Annotated in this window: 12 protein-coding genes; 5 read left to right on the forward strand and 7 right to left on the reverse strand. The window is 70.2% G+C overall.

Features of this window, described 5'->3' with window-relative positions; all coding sequences use genetic code 11:
• Positions 1 to 10 precede the first annotated feature (10 nt).
• The 3 genes from MT346_RS14820 (at position 11) to sucB (ending at position 4612) form a co-directional block, all read left to right on the forward strand.
• The gene (locus MT346_RS14820; RefSeq protein ID WP_243563865.1) at positions 11 to 1492 is read left to right on the forward strand and encodes a leucyl aminopeptidase; all 1482 of its coding nucleotides are present in this window, start codon (positions 11 to 13) and stop codon (positions 1490 to 1492) included.
• Between the two features lie 170 nt (positions 1493 to 1662).
• On the forward strand, positions 1663 to 3036 hold the full coding sequence (gene lpdA, locus MT346_RS14825; RefSeq protein ID WP_243563866.1) for a dihydrolipoyl dehydrogenase: 1374 nt from the start codon (positions 1663 to 1665) through the stop codon (positions 3034 to 3036).
• Positions 3037 to 3100: 64 nt separating this feature from the next.
• Complete coding sequence (gene sucB, locus MT346_RS14830; protein WP_243563867.1) at positions 3101 to 4612, forward strand: 2-oxoglutarate dehydrogenase, E2 component, dihydrolipoamide succinyltransferase; 1512 nt, start codon at positions 3101 to 3103, stop codon at positions 4610 to 4612.
• Positions 4613 to 4695: 83 nt separating this feature from the next.
• Here the strand turns inward: sucB and MT346_RS14835 are convergent, their stop codons facing one another.
• Positions 4696 to 5517, reverse strand: a complete 822-nt coding sequence (locus MT346_RS14835) for a hypothetical protein (RefSeq protein ID WP_243563868.1) — start codon at positions 5515 to 5517, stop codon at positions 4696 to 4698.
• 127 nt (positions 5518 to 5644) lie between these two features.
• On the opposite strand from MT346_RS14835, the gene MT346_RS14840 reads away from it, so the two are divergent.
• Positions 5645 to 6358, forward strand: coding sequence for a DUF4191 family protein (locus MT346_RS14840; protein WP_243563869.1), 714 nt, complete (start codon positions 5645 to 5647; stop codon positions 6356 to 6358).
• Between the two features lie 233 nt (positions 6359 to 6591).
• Here MT346_RS14840 and MT346_RS14845 read toward each other — a convergent pair whose 3' ends face one another.
• Positions 6592 to 7029, reverse strand: a complete 438-nt coding sequence (locus MT346_RS14845; RefSeq protein ID WP_243563870.1) for an RDD family protein — start codon at positions 7027 to 7029, stop codon at positions 6592 to 6594.
• Between the two features lie 141 nt (positions 7030 to 7170).
• Here MT346_RS14845 and glnA (MT346_RS14850) point away from each other — a divergent pair, with 141 nt between their 5' ends.
• On the forward strand, positions 7171 to 8595 hold the full coding sequence (glnA, locus tag MT346_RS14850; RefSeq protein ID WP_071275783.1) for a type I glutamate--ammonia ligase: 1425 nt from the start codon (positions 7171 to 7173) through the stop codon (positions 8593 to 8595).
• A 390-nt stretch (positions 8596 to 8985) separates the two neighbouring features.
• Here the strand turns inward: glnA (MT346_RS14850) and MT346_RS14855 are convergent, their stop codons facing one another.
• The 5 genes from MT346_RS14855 to glnA (MT346_RS14875) all read right to left on the reverse strand — a co-directional run bounded on the left by MT346_RS14855 (position 8986) and on the right by glnA (MT346_RS14875) (position 18463).
• Entirely contained in the window at positions 8986 to 10413 is a 1428-nt protein-coding gene (locus MT346_RS14855; protein WP_243563871.1) for a UDP-glucose/GDP-mannose dehydrogenase family protein, read from the reverse strand.
• Entirely contained in the window at positions 10410 to 11921 is a 1512-nt protein-coding gene (locus tag MT346_RS18475) for a glycosyl hydrolase (RefSeq protein WP_243563872.1), read from the reverse strand. Before MT346_RS18475 ends, MT346_RS14855 begins: the two co-directional genes overlap by 4 nt.
• Entirely contained in the window at positions 11914 to 13521 is a 1608-nt protein-coding gene (locus MT346_RS14865; RefSeq protein WP_243563873.1) for a glycosyltransferase family 2 protein, read from the reverse strand. Before MT346_RS14865 ends, MT346_RS18475 begins: the two co-directional genes overlap by 8 nt.
• 501 nt (positions 13522 to 14022) lie before the next feature.
• Complete coding sequence (locus tag MT346_RS14870) at positions 14023 to 16977, reverse strand: bifunctional [glutamine synthetase] adenylyltransferase/[glutamine synthetase]-adenylyl-L-tyrosine phosphorylase (protein WP_243563874.1); 2955 nt, start codon at positions 16975 to 16977, stop codon at positions 14023 to 14025.
• A gap of 148 nt (positions 16978 to 17125) precedes the next feature.
• Entirely contained in the window at positions 17126 to 18463 is a 1338-nt protein-coding gene (gene glnA, locus MT346_RS14875) for a type I glutamate--ammonia ligase (RefSeq protein WP_243563875.1), read from the reverse strand.
• Positions 18464 to 18475: the final 12 nt, after the last annotated feature.

Raw genomic sequence — 18475 nt, forward strand, 5'->3', positions numbered from 1 at the left:
GGTCGGGGACATGGTCCGACCAACGCTCTCCACCGACAGTTCCTCCCCCTCCGCGATCTCGGCCGACGTGCTCGTCGTCGGCGTCCGCCCCGGTGCCGACGGGGCTCCGGCGACCCTCGCCACGCCCGCCACCGGTGACCTCGGCGCACTCGACGGGCTGGATCTGGCCGCGATCGGTGCGACCGGCGCCAAGGACCAGCTCGTCCGGATCCCGGCGACCGACCTCGCCGCGGGCAGCATCGCCCTGATCGGGCTGGGGTCGGGTACCGACGCCGCGGCCGTGCGCTCCGCCGCCGGCAGCGCCGTCCGGCAGCTCCCCCAGGTCGCGTCGATCGCGCTCGCCCTGCCGACCGACTCCGCCGAGCTCGTCGACGCCGCACTCGAGGGCGCAGCACTCGGTGCCTACGCCTTCACGCGCCACAAGGGCACTGGTACGACCACGCCCGCACGCGGCTCGCAGGCCGTCACGGTGCTCGCACCGTCCTCGGTCGCCGCCGACGCGACCGTGCGTCCGGCCGTCGTCGCGGACGCCGCCGCATTGGTCCGCGACCTGGTCAACACCGCCGCCGGCGACCTCGGCCCGGCCGACGTCGCGTCCGTCGCGACGGACCTGGCCGCCGATCTGCCGCTCACCGTCGAGGTGCTCGACGAGACCGCGCTGGCCGAGCAGGGCTTCGGCGGCATCCTCGGGGTGGGCGTCGGATCCGTCCGTCCCCCGCGGCTGGTCGTCGTCCGCTACGCGCCGGAGTCCGCCACGAAGCACCTGGCCCTGGTCGGCAAGGGCATCACGTTCGACTCCGGCGGGCTCTCGCTGAAGCCCGCCGCGGGGATGCTCGGCATGAAGACCGACATGACGGGCGCCGCCACGGTGCTCGCCACCACGGTCGCCGCCGCCCGACTGGGCCTCGACGTCAAGGTCACCGCGTGGCTGTGCCTGGCCGAGAACATGCCCTCCGGCTCGGCGACCCGCCCCGGCGACGTCCTCACGCTCAAGAACGGCAAGACCGTCGAGGTCACCAACACCGACGCCGAAGGCCGACTGGTGCTGGGCGACGGCCTGGTCGCGGCCACGCTCGAGCAGCCCGACGCCGTCGTCGACGTCGCGACGCTGACCGGCGCACAGGTCGTCGCGCTCGGTGACCGCACCACCGGGCTGATGGGCACCGACGACCTCGTTGCGCAGATCCGTGCCGTCGCGTCGGGCGTCGCCGAGCCGATCTGGCCGATGCCGCTGCCCGAGGAACTCGATGCACGGCTGGCCAGCGAGGTCGCCGACATGGTGAACGCAACCGTCGGCAACCCGGCCGGCGGGATGCTGCTGGCGGGCAAGTTCCTCGAGCGCTTCATCGAGGGCGACGTCCCCTGGGCGCACCTGGACATCGCGGGTCCGTCGGAGAACAAGGGCGGTGGCTACGGGTGGCTCGGCAAGGGCGCGACCGGGGTCATGGTCCGCACACTCATCTCGCTCGCAGAAGAGCTCCAGTCCAAGTAGTAGGTTGGGTTCCGGCGGGGCGGCCGCTCCAGCGCCACCCGCCGGAACGAACGGGACGGGACCGGAACCATGCGGTCCGACCGACGGATGCCGCATCGGTGGTGTCCGAGTGCGGGCCAGTGTCCACCACAACGGATCCGGCCCCGACACGCACGAGGGAGTAGCACCAGGTGACGGAACAGACTTACGACGTCGTGGTCCTCGGTGGCGGTAGCGGCGGGTACGCCGCAGCGCTGCGGGCGGCCGAGCTCGGGATGAGCGTTGCGCTCATCGAGGGCGACAAGCTCGGGGGGACGTGCCTGCACCGCGGCTGCATCCCGACCAAGGCACTGCTGCACTCGGCCGAGGTCGCCGACGCCACGCGCGACGCCGAGAAGTACGGCGTGATCGCGGAGTTCGCCGGCGTCGAGGTCCCGAAGGTCATCGAGTACCAGCAGGGCGTCATCAACTCCAAGTACAAGGGCCTGCAGGGCCTGATCAAGGCCCGCGGCATCACCGTGGTCGAGGGCTGGGGACGCCTGACCTCGCAGAGCACCGTGCAGGTCGGCGACCAGACCGTCACCGGCAAGAACGTCGTGCTGGCCACCGGTTCCTACTCGAAGTCCCTGCCGGGCCTCGAGCTCGGCGGCCGCGTGATCAGCTCCGAGACCGCGCTCAAGATGGACTACGTCCCGAACAAGGTCGTCATCCTGGGCGGCGGCGTGATCGGCGTCGAGTTCGCCAGCGTCTGGAAGTCGTTCGGCGCCGAGGTCACCATCGTCGAGGCGCTCCCGCACCTGATCCCCGCCGAGGACGAGTCCATGTCCAAGCAGCTCGAGCGCGCGTTCCGCAAGCGCGGCATCGAGTTCTCGCTCGGCGTGCGGTTCCAGGGCGTCGAACAGCACGAGAACGGCGTCGTCGTGACGCTCGAGGACGGCAAGACCTTCGACGGTGACGTCCTGCTCGTGGCCGTCGGTCGTGGCCCGGTCACGCAGAACGTCGGCTACGACGAGGTCGGAGTGGCGATGGACCGCGGCTACGTCACCACGAACGAGCGCCTGGCCACGAACGTGCCGAACGTCTACGCCGTCGGCGACATCGTCCCCGGCCTGCAGCTCGCACACCGCGGCTTCCAGCAGGGCATCTTCGTCGCCGAGGAGATCGCCGGGCTCAACCCGGTCATCATCGAGGACAAGAACATCCCCAAGGTCACCTACTCCGACCCCGAGGTCGCTTCGGTCGGGCTCTCGCAGGCCAAGGCCGAAGAGCAGTACGGTGCCGACAAGATCGACATGTACGAGTACAACCTGGCCGGCAACGGCAAGAGCCACATCATCGGCACGTCCGGCGCGGTGAAGGTCGTGCGGGTCATCGACGGCCCCGTCGTCGGCGTCAGCATGATCGGCGCCCGCGTCGGCGAGCTCATCGGTGAAGCCCAGCTCGCCGTGAACTGGGAAGCCCACCCCGAGGACGTCGCCCCCCTCGTGCACGCGCACCCCACGCAGAGCGAGGCCCTCGGCGAGGCGTTCCTGCACCTGGCGGGCAAGCCGCTGCATGCACTGTGAGCACGGCAGCGCGCACCATGACATCCACCACCACGAACCACCCCTGCGACAAGGAGTCCACCCGATGAGCGAATCCGTCAACCTCCCGGCGCTCGGCGAGAGCGTCACCGAGGGCACGGTGACCCGATGGCTGAAGAACGTCGGTGACCGGGTCGAGGTCGACGAGCCGCTGCTCGAGGTCTCGACCGACAAGGTCGACACCGAGATCCCGTCGCCGATCGCCGGCGTCGTCGAAGAGATCCTGGTGGGCGAGGACGAGACCGTCGAGGTCGGGACGCCCCTGGTGAAGATCGGCGACGGCAGCGGGTCGTCCGACTCCGGTTCCGACGCGGGATCCGACGCCGCGCAGGACGACTCGTCGAACGAGGCCGCTGCCGACGCCGAGCCCGAAGCAGCTCCGAGCACCGAGCAGGACACCGAGACCCCGGCTCCGCAGCCCGCCCAGCCCGAGCCCACCCCGGCGGGCCAGACCCAGCCCGCGGCTCCGGCCGCCCCGTCGGCGCCGCCCGCGGCGTCGCCGGTCCCCCAGGCCGCTCCGGTGCCGCCGCCCGCGGCAGCTCCGGCGCCCCCGGCAGCGGTTCCGGCTCCGGCCGCCGCGGCGTCGAGTGCTCCGGCAGCTTCGGCCGCCGTGCCGAACCCGGCGCAGACCGGTGCCGCATCGGGCTACGTCACCCCGCTGGTGCGCAAGCTCGCCAACGAGCAGGGCGTGGACCTGTCCACCGTGACCGGCACCGGTGTCGGTGGCCGCATCCGGAAGGAGGACGTGCTCGCCGCCGTCCCCGCCGCTCCGGCAGCAGGCGCCTCGGCCCAGGGCGGCTCGGCTCCGGCCGCGTCCGGCCCGTTCGTCGCCGAGGTCTCGCCGCTCCGTGGCACCCGCGAGAAGATGACGCGTCTGCGCAAGGTCGTCGCCGAGCGTGCCGTGCAGTCGATGACGTCGACCGCGCAGCTCACCAGCGTGGTCGAGGTCGACGTGACGAAGGTCGCGCAGTTCCGCGACGCGCACAAGGCCGAGTTCCTCGAGAAGACCGGTTCGAAGCTGTCCTTCATGCCGTTCTTCGCCCTGGCGGCGTCCGAGGCGCTCAAGGCGCACCCGAAGATCAACTCGACCGTCGAGGGCGAGGAGATCGTGTACCCGGAGACCGAGAACGTCTCGATCGCCGTCGACACCGAGCGCGGTCTGCTCACCCCGGTGATCAAGGACGCCGCGTCGCTCGACCTGGCGCAGTTCTCGAAGTCGATCGCCGACCTGGCCGAGCGCACGCGCAACAACCAGCTCAAGCCCGACGAGCTCGCCGGCGGCACGTTCACCCTGACCAACACCGGTTCGCGTGGCGCGCTGTTCGACACCCCCGTCGTGTTCCTGCCGCAGTCGGCGATCCTGGGCACCGGCATCGTCACGAAGCGCCCCGCGGTCGTGAAGGTCGACGGCCAAGAGGCCATCGCGATCCGTTCGTTCGTGTACCTGGCGCTGTCGTACGACCACCGGATCATCGACGGTGCGGACGCCTCGCGGTACCTGGTCGCGGTGAAGAACCGCCTCGAAGAAGGCAACTTCGCCCCGAACCTGGGGTACTGACCCCAGGTCCGACCAGCACGGCCCGTCCGACGGCCCCGGTTCTCCCTGGTGGGAGCCGGGGCCGTCGGCGTCCGAGCGCCGCGTCACGGTGTCCCGAGGGCGAACACACCGGCTGCAGCGACCCCGACCACGACGACACCACCGACCAGCAGCCGTCGAGCGGAGACGCGCAGTCCGCCGGGGACCGGGACACCCTGTTCGACGAGCCGACGCACGATGCCGGTCAGGTCACCCTCCGCCGGCTCGGCAGGACCAGCGAAGACGAAGTCGTCCCGCGGCGGCTCCCATCGCACCGGCCGCGGAGGACCACCGCCGCGAACCACCTCGAGCAACCGCAGCACGTCCGGCACGCCGCCGTCGAGTGCGTCGGCCACGGCCTGGTCCACCGTCCGTCGGCAGGGCTCGCGCGGGTCGACACGTTCCCACACCGACCGGACGGCGAACAGCAGCGCGGTCGCACCGGGCACCTGGGTCGACCGGCTGACCGAGGAGACGTGGCGCCGGTCCGGCACGTCGGTCTCGGCGTCCGTCCCGGCGTCGACATCGGCGTCCGGCGGGTGGTCGACCAGCACCGTCACCCCGGCGTCGTCGACCAGGACGTCGTCCGGACGGGCGTGGCCGAGCAGCATCGAACCGGCCCGCGCCTGCGCCGCCAGTTCGATCAGCGGCACGGTCAACGTGACGGCCACCCCCACAGTCGGGGTCCCGATGCGGTCGAGTGCATCGGGCAGTCGGGTCCCCCGCAGCGACTCCGCCCGGACCACGAGCCGTCCCGCCGGGTCACGCCCGACGGCGGCGACACGCACGCAGTGCGTCGGCTCGGCCGCCGCGCGGTCCGCGACCCAGGCTGCGAACGGACCGGTGTCCGCGCCGGTCCACCAGTGTTCCACCGTGATCGTCTCCATGCGGACCAGCCTGTCGGGGGCGAGCGGGGCCTCCTGGCCGTGCCGGCGACCTGTGGAGAACCCCGTCCGCCCACAGCCTGTTCACCTGCGGTCCACGATCGGTCGACCAGGCCGTATCCTTGACGGCATGGCACGCAAGAGCACAACCGACACGAAGGCGAAGGAGCCGGGGCGTCTCAAGCAGATGTTCCAGGTCTTCCAGATGACCCGTCGGGCCGACCCGACGTCGATCTGGTGGTTCGCCGCCGCGTTCCTCGTCCCGGTCGTCCTCGGGGTGGTGCTCGCGCTCGTGCTGCCCGGGCAGAACTGGCTGGCTGTCGTCCTGTGGATCGTCGCCGGTGTGCTGCTCGGTGTGCTGCTGTTCCTGATCGTGCTCGGTCGCCTGGCCGAGCGGGCCGCGTACTCGCAGATCGAAGGACAACCCGGTGCCGTGGGTGCCGTGCTGACGAACTCGCTCCGTCGCCAGTGGCGCTCGAGCGAGATGCCCGTCGCCGTCCACGGGCGTTCGCAGGCAGCTGTGTACCGTGCCGTCGGCACCCCGGGCGTCGTGCTCATCACCGAGGGCTCGCTCGGCAACCTCTCGCGTCAGGTCGACGAAGAGCGCCGCAAGGTCCAGCGGATCGTGCCGAACGTCCCCGTGCACGTGGTGCACGTGGGTGACGGCGACGACGCGGTGACCCTGCACAAGCTGCCCCGTGCGATGAACAAGTACAAGAAGTCGCTCAACCGCAACGAGGTCCTGGCGGTCGCGAACCGCCTCGACTCGCTCACCCAGAGCCCGGCGTCCGCCATCCCGAAGGGCATCGACCCGACGCGCGTGCGTGCTGGTCGTCCGCGCTGATCACCCGCTGACCTGACGAACGCCCTCGGCCGCCCGGTCGGGGGCGTTCGTGTGTCTGGCGCAGGGCTGCGTCTGCCGGGTCAGCACCGCGCGCCGCGCCGCACCGCGCCGCGTGCTGCACCGGTGCGAGGTTGGTCGGCCGGTGCCAGGAAACGACCTCGCGCCGAACGACCAACCGGGCACGGCGCGCCCCGCGGCCGGTCAACCTCGCACGGCGCGCCCCGTGCACCCGGTCAACGACGCACGAGCACCGTGCCCACCGCGGCGTCGTGCAGCGGCCGACCGTCCTTCGCGTGGATGAGCGCCGGCACCACCAGGCAGAGCAGCACGGTGCGCACCACCGGACGCCAGACCCCGACGTACCCGCCGCGGATCGGCACGACACGCAACCCCACGCACACGTGGCCGAACGACCCGGACAGCAGCGCGACGAAGACCACCTGCAGCGCCGCGAAGATGCCGAGCGTCGCGAAGTTGCCCGCCGCGCCGTACGTCCCGATCGCCAGCGAGATGACCGAGGCCAGCGCCCAGTCGATGACGAGCCCACCGATGCGCCGACCGATCCCGCTCATCGACCGAGGGCCCGATTCCGGCAGCCCGAGCAGCTTGCCCGGCCAGGAGTCCGACGAGCCGGCGGCAGCAGCGGACGAGGGTGGAGTGGAGCGGGCCATACCCTGAGTTTAGGCGCGCACCCCGTGCGTAACACGCCCGAAACAACGTAGTCACGTCCGGGAAACCCCACGTCAATACCCTCGTCGGAGGGTGCCTCCAGGTTCCCTCGACCAACACCCAACCATTGGAGAACGACTCACATGTTCAGTGATTCCTCCGAGGTGCTCGCCTTCATCAAGGACACGGACGTCAAGTTCCTCGACATCCGGTTCACGGACCTCCCCGGGGTCCAGCAGCACTTCAACATCCCCGCGTCCACGGTCGACGAGGACTTCTTCTCGGTCGGGCAGCTCTTCGACGGCTCGTCGATCCGCGGTTTCGCGTCGATCCACGAGTCCGACATGCAGCTCATCCCGGACGTGACGACCGCGTACGTCGACCCGTTCCGCGCTGAGCGGACGCTGATCATGGTCTTCGACATCTACAACCCGCGCAACGGCGAGATCTACAGCCGTGACCCGCGCCAGGTCGCCAAGAAGGCCGAGAAGTACCTCGCCTCGACCGGCATCGCGGACACCGCGTTCTTCGCCCCCGAAGCCGAGTTCTACATCTTCGACGACGTCCGCTACTCGGTCACGCAGAACGAGTCGTTCTACGCGGTCGACTCGGAAGAGGGCGCCTGGAACACCGGTCGCACCGAAGAGGGCGGCAACCTCGCCAACAAGACCCCGTACAAGGGCGGCTACTTCCCCGTGTCGCCGGTCGACAAGACGGCCGACCTGCGCGACGACATCTCGCTCAAGCTGATCGACTCGGGCCTCGAGCTCGAGCGTGCGCACCACGAGGTGGGCACCGGCGGCCAGCAGGAGATCAACTACAAGTTCGACACGATGGTCCACGCCGCGGACGACATCCTGAAGTTCAAGTACATCGTCAAGAACACGGCCGAGCAGTGGGGCAAGGTCGCCACCTTCATGCCGAAGCCGATCTTCGGTGACAACGGCTCGGGCATGCACACGCACCAGTCGCTCTGGTCCGACGGCACCCCGCTGTTCTACGACGAGAACGGCTACGGCGGGCTCTCCGACCTCGCCCGCTGGTACATCGGCGGCCTGCTCAAGCACGCTCCCGCCGTCCTGGCGTTCACGAACCCGACGATCAACTCGTACCACCGTCTGATCCCGGGCTTCGAGGCCCCCGTCAACCTCGTCTACTCGGCGGGCAACCGCTCGGCCTCGATCCGCATCCCGATCACGGGTACGAACCCGAAGGCCAAGCGCATCGAGTTCCGCGCGCCCGACGCCTCCGGCAACCCCTACCTGGCGTTCGCCGTGCAGCTGATGGCGGGCCTCGACGGCATCCAGAACCGCATCGAGCCGCACGAGCCCGTCGACAAGGACCTGTACGAGCTCCCCCCGGAAGAGGCGAAGAACATCCCGCAGGTGCCGGCCTCGCTCGACGCCGCGCTCGCAGCCCTCGAGGCGGACCACGAGTTCCTGCTCAAGGGGAACGTCTTCACCGAGGACCTCATCCAGACCTGGATCGACTACAAGCGCGAGAACGAGATCCTGCCGATGGCGCAGCGTCCGCACCCGTTCGAGTACGAGCTGTACTTCGGCGTCTGAGTTCGAGTTCGACCCGCACGACACGAAGGGCCCCGCACCGTCAGGTGCGGGGCCCTTCCGCATGCGGCGCCGAGACTCGGCGATGCGGACAGGATGCGCGCGCGGGACGGCGCAGATTGTCCGCCGGGCCGAGACTCGGCGCGGCTGCGCGGGGGTGGGTGCGGACCGACCGCCTGGAGGCCCGGTGCCGGTCCGGCGGACCGGCACCGGGCCTCCAGGCGGTGGCGATCGCATGCGCGCCGCCGAGACTCGGCGATGCGGACGGAATACACCCGCGGGACGGCGCACGCTGTCCGCCGGGCCGAGACTCGGCGCACGAGACGGACCAGGGCCAGGCGCACGCGAACGGGGTCCGTGCCGCCCCGGCACGGACCCCGTCTGCTGCGGTGACTAGCGGCTCGTGGCCAACGAGTCGGAGGTCCCCGCTGCCACGCTCACGGGTGCACCCGCGACCGGTGTGGGCCGTCCCAGGGAACGGACGGTCCACCCCGCCTTGACCCAGTCCTGGACCGGGAGACAGTTGCGCGCGTCGATGACCACACGACGCCCGACGAGCTCACCCAGTGCGGCCGGGTCGGCACCGATGACCTCGTCCCACTCGGTGAGCACCAGCACGATGTCGGCACCCTCGATCGCGTCGGTCATCGACGTCGTGTAGCTCAGCGTCGGGAACGACCGCTTGGCCGTCTCCATCGCCTCGGGGTCCCACAGCGTGACCTGGGCGCCGCGCAGGTGCAGCGCCGCGGCGACGTTGAGCGCCGGCGAGTCGCGGACGTCGTCGGTCAGCGGCTTGAACGCGGCACCGATCACGGCGATGCGGCGGTTGAGCACCGATCCCCCGGCCGAGTCGATCGCCATGTCGATGACCCGCTGCCGCTGGCCCATGTTGATCTCGTCGACCTGCTGCATGAGCCCGACGACCTGCCCGGCACCGATCTCGTTCGCCCGGTACATGAGCGCGCGGATGTCCTTCGGCAGGCACCCGCCACCGAAGCCGAGTCCGGCGTTGAGGAACTTGCGGCCGATGCGCGCGTCGTGGCCCAGGGCATCGGCGAGTGTGGTGACGTCGGCTCCGGTGATCGCGCACATCTCGGAGATCGCGTTGATGAACGAGATCTTCGTGGCGAGGAACGCGTTCGCGCTGACCTTGACGAGCTCGGCGGTGGCCAGGTCGGTCGTGATGACCGGTGTGCCCTCGCTGATCGGCGCGGCGTACACCTCGCGGATCACCGCGTCGGCGGCGTCAGAGGCACCACCCCACACCAGACGGTCCGGGTGCAGCGTGTCGTCGACCGCCTTGCCCTCGCGCAGGAACTCGGGGTTCCAGATGAGCTCCGCGGTGATGCCGGCGGGCGTGAACTCGCGGACGATCCCGCGCAGCCGTGCCGCCGTGCCGACCGGCACGGTCGACTTGCCGACGATCAGCCCCGGGTGGGTGAGGTTCTCGGCGACGCCGCGCGTGGCGTTCTCGACGTAGGTCAGGTTCGCGGCGTGCGACCCGGCCTTCTGCGGGGTCCCGACGCAGACGAAGTGCACGTCGGCGGCGGCCACGGCCTCGGAGATCGAGGCGGTGAAGCGCAGCCGGCCGGTCGCCACGTGCTTCGTGATCAGTTCGGGCAGCCCGGGCTCGTAGAACGGGACCTCGCCGGCGGACAGTGCGGCGAGCTTCGCCGGGTCGACGTCCACACCGATGGTCTCGAAGCCCATCTCGGCCATGGCGGCGGCGTGGGTGGCACCGAGGTAGCCGGTGCCGATCACACTGATGACGGGGGCCGGTCGGACGTCGGCGGCGGACGGGGTCTTCTTCGGAGCACTCACGGGGTGACCTCCTGCAGGTCGTAGTCGGTGTCGGTGCGCTTGATGCCGTCCACGAAGGCCTGGAGGCTGTCAGAACGCGAGTTGAGGCGCCAGTCGTTGGTGGAACGGACGCCGTCCACCACGGTGGTCGCGGTCTCGGAGAAGTACGAGAACCCGATGACGTCGTCGTTGGCCGGCTGCGCGAGGGCGTCGAAGAGCGAGGTGATCCACTTCGCCTTCTGACCGCCCGACACCGAGGTGCCGGACTCGGTCGCGCCGATCTCGCTCAGCAGGATCTTCTTGCCCGGAGCCACCTGCCGCAGCTGCGCCACGGTCGCGCCGAAGGTGTTCTGGAACGTCGGGTCCTCGTCGGCGTCGCGGTAGTACCCGCTCATGCCGACCCAGTCCACGTCGTCGTCACCCGGGTAGTACTCCTTCAGGTAGTCGAGCGTCTGGTACTTGGCGTTGCCGAGCTTGTCGATGCGGCTGGGGGCCCAGTTCCAGATGACGTAGTCGTTGGCACCCTGCTTGGCGAAGACGTCGTGCACGTGCTGCCACATGGCGACGTACGAGCCCTGCGCGTTCTGCTGGTCCTTGCCCTCGGACCAGTTGTACCAAGAGCCGTTCATCTCGTGGTCGAGGCGGATGACCATCGGCTGCCCGTTCGCCTTGAGGGCGTCGGCGTACTTGGTCAGGTAGGCGTCGAACTTGCCGGAGATGATGTCCTGGTTCGTGTAGCCCGCGACGAACTTCTGGTCGTTGCCGGTCTTCGCCGGCACGGACTCCCACGTCATGAGCGGCAGCCGCCCGTTGGCCCACGCACGCTGGACGGCGTTCGCGTTGAAGTCCTGGTCGAAGCCCTGGAAGAACCCGACCATGTTCGTGGCCTTGCCGACCGACTGGGAGACCTGGTCGTACTCGGCCCAGTTGAACGGCGACTGCTCGGTGTACAGCCCGTACCAGCGTGACGGCTGGGCCAGGATCTGCTGCTTGCTCGGGACGGCGACCGGGGTGGTCGTCGGGTCCTTGGACGGACCGGTGTTCGGGTTTGTGACGCCCCCGCCGGAACTGGCCGTGTGCGTGCCGGAACCCGACCCGCCGGACGAGGACGAGCCTCCCGTCCCGCTGGCGGACGACCCGGAGCCGGACTTGCCGGCGGCCTGCGCCTGGGCCGAACCGAGCTGGGACTGCAGCGAGGCGATCTGTGCCTTGAGCTGCGCGAGCTGGTCACCGCGCGAACCGGACTGGGCGCTCGTGGACTTGAGCTGTCCCTCGAGCTTCCAGATCTGCTTCTGGGCGGCGGTCAGCTTGGTCTGCAGGACCTCCGGGTCGGCAGCCTTGTCCGAGGCGGTCTTGACGCCCAGGGCGTGGTGGACGGCGGTGGCGACGGGGCTGGACGGGGACACCCAGACGGACCAGGTGATCAGGCCGAGCGCCAGGACGATGGCGGTGGTGCCGACGGCCGTGCGCTTGGCGTGCTTGCTGGACGGGGCCCACCAGCTGTGGGAGGAGCGGAACAGGTCAGACAATGAGGAACGCCTCCAGGGCGAAGACGGCGATGCCGATGCAGTACGGGATGGCCGCGTAGGGGTTGTAGCGACGGACCTTGGTGGGCTTCGCGGCGGGCGCAGCGTGTGTGCCGGCCGTGGCGGCCGCAGCCGTCGCGGCGGCCGCTTCGCGCCGGGTCGCCAGGACCGTCGAGGTCGAGTTGGTGGACACGTCCAGCTCGCGACCGTGCGCCGCGGCGGACGGTCCGAACAGGTCGTCGAACGCCCGGTCCGCGGCGGCCTGGTCGTCCGTCACCGGTCCGATGCGGTCGACCGGGCTGACCGGCGTCTGCCCACCGGGGGCGACGGGCTGCGCGGCCTCGGTCTCCATCGGTCCGCCGGCGTAGGCACCGGCGCGGGTCCCCCAGCCGCTGGCGTGTGCCAGACGGAAGAACCCGATCAGGCGGATCGGCATCAGGAAGAACGTCGACACGATGATGAACATCGGCAGGCGGAAGAAGTCGCTGGGCTTCTCGGCCAGGTGCCGCATCTGCCGGATGGCCATGCTCAGCACGCTCGACACGACCATCAGTCCGGCGACGTAGACGAAGCCCGTCGAGAAGCCGTACTGGTGCAGGATCCCCTGGTACAGGTTCTCGCCCTGCCCGGTGATCGCGCGGTAGATCCAGCCGGCGATCACGCCGAACAGCATGAACGGCAGGATGATGTCGGTGATGAAGAACAGCGCCAGGATCGGTGCGTGCCCGATCATCCAGGGCAGCATGCGCAGCGTGTTGTACTGCGAGCCGCGCGCCCAGCGGAGCTGCTGCTTGAACAGCTTCTTCACCTGCAGCGGGGCGTCCGTGTAGACCAGCGAGGTGTACTGGTAGACGGTCCGGTAGCCCTCCTTGAGCGTCAGGTTCGTCAGCGTCCGGTCGTCGGACACCTCGAGGAACACGCCCATGAACTTCTCGTGCATGAACTTGTCCATGACCCGCACCAGGATGTTCCGGCGGAACGCGATCGTGCGCCCGGGCAGGCAGCCGATCTGACCGAGGACGCTCTGGGCGGGCATCGAGTAGAGCGCGCGGGAGTTCTCGAGCCAGTCCGCCCAGCGGGTGATCCACGAGCGGGTGGGCTCGAGGATGCGCTGCCGGGTGGTGACGCCGCCGACGGACTCGTCGGCGAAGGGCTTCAGCAGCTCCTCGAGCGCGCCGGGCGTCCAGACGGTGTCGGAGTCGACCAGGACGGTGATGTCCCCGGTCGACATCTCGGTGCCGACCTTGACGGCGTTGCGCTTGCCGGGGATCGGGGTGTGGGTCCAGCGGACGAGTGGGGCGAACTCGTCGCAGACCTCCTCGAGGGCCTCGTTGCGCGCGCCGTTGATGACGACGATGATCTCGCCGGGACGCTGCTCGACCATGCGGCCGATCACGTCACGGAACAGGTCGAGTGGCTCGTCCACCACCGGGACGACGACACTCGTCGTCCCGGTGTACGTGCCGGTGAAGGGGCGGTAGCGGGCGGACAGCACGACCTTGAGCAACCAGAGCAGCCAGATCACCATGGAGTACACGGCGAAGAGGTAGAACTCGGGGTGCCCGTCGACCATCTGCCTGATCTGCAGAATGAAGGTGAACATCGATCCCTGCTTCAACGTTCGGGGTGGAGATTCCGCGCCATCGGGAAATCGGGGGTCGGTTCGGGTGACACCATTCATGCATCTCGGAGGGTGCCGGTGCAACGTGACCCTCACTCGGGGGCGTTTCGGATTCGTTACGGGGTACACCCCTGTCCCCTGCCCGCCGCCCCGGATCTGTCCCCCCGGTTGCTGTCAGCAGATGTGTGGACCGCGCCATCGGACTCTGGTACCGCTCCCACTCTGGACACCAGCCGGGAGGCTCTGCTCACCAACAGCGGAAATCCCTGGTCAGCAGTTGGTCGGGTACACAAGATGCCGGTCGCCGTCGACGCGGTCGCCCCACGGGCGCGCGGTCACGTCGAGCATCCGGCCCGCGGCACCCGCGCAGGTCCACCGGGGTACATCCAGGCGTGCCCGGGGGACGACATCCGAAACGCAGAATTCACCTGCGGCGACCCGTCGCCGAGAGGCCGAACAGGGCGTCCCGGGCGTGTCGAGGCGTCAGACCGTGCCGTAGAACTCGCGCTCGAACACCTGCCGCGCACGCCGCGTGATGCCGAGGTAGTCCTCTTCGAGCTGCGACGCCGACCCGGGCGGGTACTCCATCAGGCGGGCGACGCCCTCGAGCTGGATCCGGTCGACGGGCAGCACGTCGGTGGTCTTGCCCGACCACAGCACCAGGGCGCTCCGGGTCCGTGAGGCGAACCGCCACGCCGCAGCCAGCCGCTCGCCGTCCTCGGGCGCCACGAGCCCCTCGGCGACGGCCCCCGCCAGCGCATCGAGGGTCGAGGTCGTCCGCAGCGCCGGGACCCGCAGCGCACCCTGCAGCTGCAGGAGCTGCACGAACCACTCCACGTCGCTGAGCGAGCCACGACCGAGCTTCAGGTGCCGGGCCGGGTCCGCACCGCGCGGCAGCCGTTCGGACTCGACCCGGGCCTTGATGCGGCGGACCTCGCGCACCTCGCGGTCGGCGATGGACGCCGGGTAGCGCGTGCGGTCCGCCAGGTGCTCGAAGTCGCGCAGCAGGGCATCGTCACCGACAGCACCGCGGGCTCGCAGCAGCGCCTGCGCCTCCCATGTCAGCGACCACCGGGCGTAGTACGCGCCGTAGGACTCGAGGGTGCGGACGACGGGCCCGTTCTTCCCCTCGGGGCGCAGGTCGTTGTCGAGGTCGAACGGGTAGATCGTGTCCTCGGTCAGCCGGTTCAGCTCGCGCACGATCGTCTGGGCCGCACGCGACGCGGTCTCCGGCGGCACGTCGGGTGCGCGGTACACGTACAGGACGTCGGCGTCCGAGCCGAAGCCGAGTTCGCGCCCGCCGTACCGGCCCATCGCGATGATGCCGAACTGCAGGCGGTCCGGAGCGTCGCGGCGGGCCAGGTCGAGCGCGCCGGTCAGGGTGGCCTCGGTGATGTCGCTCAGCGCCGGTCCCAGCTGGTCGACGTCGAGTCGGCCGAGCGTCGCGGCGATCCCGAGTCGCAGGGTCTCGCGGCGACGGACGGACCGCAGCAGCGACGCGGCAGCATCGACGTCGTCACCGTGTCGGGCCGTGGTGGCCCGGACCTCGGACAGCAACGCGCCGATCGGCCGCGGCGTCAGCAGCGTGTCGGGTTCGTCGAGCCACGCGACGGCCTCGGGGAAGCGCTCGAGCAGCCCGGCCAGGAACGCCGACTCCGACAACACCGTCGTCAGGCTGTGCGCTGCACCCGAGGAGTCCCGCAGCATCCGCAGGAACCAGCTGGACTCGCCGAGCGTGTCGCTCAGCCGCCGGAACGCCAGCAGCGCCCGGTCCGGGGCCGGTCCCTCGGCCATCCACCGCAACAGGACCGGCAGGAGGTTCCGCTGGATGGCCGCACGACGCGAGGTGCCCTGGGTGAGCGCGCGGATGTGGCGCAGGGCACCGTCTGGGTCGGCGAAGCCGATCGCGGCGAGGCGGTCACGCGCCTGGCCGCTCGTCAGGACGATGCCCCCGTCCGATGCCGCGACGGCGGAGAGCAGCGGCCGGTAGAACAGGCGCTCGTGCAGGCCGCGGACCTCGAGCTTCACCGAACGCCACCGGGCCTCGAGCGCGGTGGCGCCCGTCGCGACACCGCTGGAACGCGCCAGGATCCGCAACTCGTCCTCGTCGGCCGGCATCATGTGCGTCCGCTGCAGCTGACGGAGCTGGATGCGGTGCTCCAGCACCCGCAGCAGCGCGTAGTCCGGACCGAACCGCGCGGCCTCGGGACGCCCGACGTAGCCGACTTCGGTCAGTGCGTCCATCGCCTCGAGGGTGGATCGGACGCGGACGCTCTCGTCGTCCTGCCCGTGCACGAGCTGCAGCAGCTGCACCGTGAACTCGACGTCACGCAGGCCGCCCGGCCCGAGCTTGAGCTGGCGGTCCACCTCGGCGTCCGGGATGTGGTCCGTCACGCGCTCGCGCATGCGCTGCACGGACTCGACGAACCCCGGTCGCTTCGACGACCGCCAGACGAAGGGCGCCACTGCCGCGCTGTAGCGCTCCCCCAGGTCCATCGACCCCGCGATCGGCCGCGCCTTGAGCAGCGCCTGGAACTCCCACTCCTTGGCCCAGCGCTCGTAGTACGCCACGTGCGAGTCGAGGGTCCGGACCAGCGCGCCGTCCTTGCCCTCGGGCCGCAGGTTGGCGTCGACCTCCCACAGCGCGGGCTCGGCCGCCAGGTCGGTGATGACGTGCGTCGCCGCGATCGCGATCCGGGTCGCGATGCGCACGGCCTTGTCGGTGTCGACCGTGTCGTTCGGCTCGGTGACGAAGATGACGTCGACGTCGCTGACGTAGTTGAGCTCGCGAGCCCCGGCCTTGCCCATCGCGATGACCGCCAGCGGTGTCGCGGCGACCTGCTCGGCCGGGAACGGGACCTCGCGGCGCGCGACGTCGACCGCGACGTCGAGCGCGGCCCCGGCCAGGTCGGCCAGCCCGGCGGCCACGGCGGGGAACGCGAGCGTCGGCGACGGGTGCAGCACGTCGTAGAGCGCGATCTGGGCGAGGTGCCGGCGGTAGCGCACCCGCAGGCGCATCCGGGCGGCCTCGTCGGTGGCACCGTCGACCGCCTGCGTCAACGACTCGGTGTACTCCGCCTGGGTCCGCGGCTCGGTGACCGGACGCAGCAACAGGTCGAGCTCGGCCGGGCGCCGCTGCAGGAACTCACCGAGCCCCACCGAGGCGCCGAGCAGCCGCACCAGCCGCTCCGTGGCTGCCTGGTCGTCGAGGATCGGGCGCAAGGCGTCGCGGTGGGCCTCGACCAGGCGTTCCAAGCGTCGCAGCGCCCCGTCCGGGTCGGCGGTCGACGACCACAGCGCCGGCCACGTGCTGACCGACACCGGCAGATCGGTGCCGAACCGGCCCTCCAACGCGGACAGCCGCTCCAGGCTCTCCGACAGCTCCGCGAAGCCCAGCCGGGCCAACTCGGAGCGCGACGTCTTCGTCCGTCCTGTCACGTTCTCTCCCGATCGACCCGGCCTGGCGCGGAGCTGCCTGTGGGTACTGTGGCGCGGAACTGCCTGTGGGTACTGTGGCGCGGAACTGCCTGTGGGTACCTGGCGCGGAACTGCCTGTGGGTACCTGGCGCGGAGCTGCCTGTGGGTACTACAGCATGCCCAGGTTCGTGTCCAGCTCGAACGGCGTGACCTGGTCGCGGTAGCGCTTCCACTCCTGCCGCTTGTTCAGCAGCACGAAGTTGAACACCTGCTCGCCGAGGGTCTCGGCCACGAGCTCGGAGTCCTCCATCAGGGACAGCGCGTGGTCGAGACTTGCCGGCAGCTGCGCGTACCCGAGGGCCTTGCGCTCGGAGTCGGACAGGCTCCAGACGTTGTCCTCGGCTTCGGCGGGGAGCTCGTAGCCCTCTTCGATGCCCTTCAGGCCCGCCGCCAGCAGCAGGGAGTACGCCAGGTAGGGGTTCGCCGCGGAGTCGATGCCGCGGTACTCGATGCGGGACGACTGGCCCTTGTTGGGCTTGTACAGCGGCACGCGCACCAGGGCCGAGCGGTTGTTGTGGCCCCACGTGACGAACGAGGGGGCTTCGTCGCCGCCCCACAGGCGCTTGTACGAGTTGACGAACTGGTTGGTCACCGCGGTGATCTCGGGCGCGTGCTTGAGCACGCCGGCGATGAACTGCCGGGCGGTGGCAGAGAGCTGGTACTCGCCGCCGGGCTCGTAGAACGCGTTCTGGTCGCCCTCGAACAGCGAGACGTGCGTGTGCATGCCGGAACCGGGCTGGCCGGAGATCGGCTTCGGCATGAAGGTCGCGTAGACCCCCTGCTCGATCGCCACTTCCTTGACCACGGTGCGGAACGTCATGATGTTGTCGGCCATGGTGAGCGCGTCGGCGTAGCGCAGGTCGATCTCGTTCTGGCCGGGGCCGGCTTCGTGGTGCGAGAACTCCACCGAGATGCCGAGGTCCTCGAGCATGCGGACGGCACGACGACGGAAGTCGTGCGCGCTGCCGCCGGGGACGTTGTCGAAGTAGCCGGCCTGGTCGACGGGCTTGGGGCCGCCGTCCTTCCAGTCGCGGTCCTTGAGCAGGTAGAACTCGATCTCGGGGTGCGTGTAGAACGTGAACCCACGCTCGCTCGCGCGGGCCAGCGTGCGCTTGAGCACGTTGCGCGGATCGGCCACGGCGGGCTGCTCGTCGGGCGTGGCGATGTCGCAGAACATCCGCGCGGTGGGGTCGATCTCGCCGCGCCACGGCAGGATCTGGAACGTCGAGGGGTCCGGGTGGGCCAGCACGTCGGCTTCGTACGAGCGGCTGAGGCCCTCGATCGCGGAGCCGTCGAAGCCGATGCCCTCGGCGAACGCGCCCTCGACCTCGGCCGGGGCGATCGCGACCGACTTCAGGGTCCCGATGACGTCCGTGAACCAGAGTCGGATGAACTTGATGCCACGCTCTTCGATGGTGCGGAGCACGAAGTCCGTCTGCTTGTCCATGCACGCCCTCTC

The sequence above is a fragment of the Curtobacterium sp. VKM Ac-2922 genome, from assembly GCF_022815645.1.
Taxonomy (GTDB): Bacteria; Actinomycetota; Actinomycetes; order Actinomycetales; family Microbacteriaceae; genus Curtobacterium.

Coding starts and splice junctions, on each gene's coding strand:
- MT346_RS14820 (WP_243563865.1), top strand. CDS start 11: ATGGTCCGACCAACGCTCTCCACCGACAGTTCCTCCCCCTCCGCGATC.
- MT346_RS14835 (WP_243563868.1), bottom strand. CDS start 5,517: ATGGAGACGATCACGGTGGAACACTGGTGGACCGGCGCGGACACCGGT.
- MT346_RS14845 (WP_243563870.1), bottom strand. CDS start 7,029: ATGGCCCGCTCCACTCCACCCTCGTCCGCTGCTGCCGCCGGCTCGTCG.
- glnA (WP_071275783.1), top strand. CDS start 7,171: ATGTTCAGTGATTCCTCCGAGGTGCTCGCCTTCATCAAGGACACGGAC.
- MT346_RS14840 (WP_243563869.1), top strand. CDS start 5,645: ATGGCACGCAAGAGCACAACCGACACGAAGGCGAAGGAGCCGGGGCGT.
- glnA (WP_243563875.1), bottom strand. CDS start 18,463: ATGGACAAGCAGACGGACTTCGTGCTCCGCACCATCGAAGAGCGTGGC.
- sucB (WP_243563867.1), top strand. CDS start 3,101: ATGAGCGAATCCGTCAACCTCCCGGCGCTCGGCGAGAGCGTCACCGAG.
- MT346_RS14865 (WP_243563873.1), bottom strand. CDS start 13,521: ATGTTCACCTTCATTCTGCAGATCAGGCAGATGGTCGACGGGCACCCC.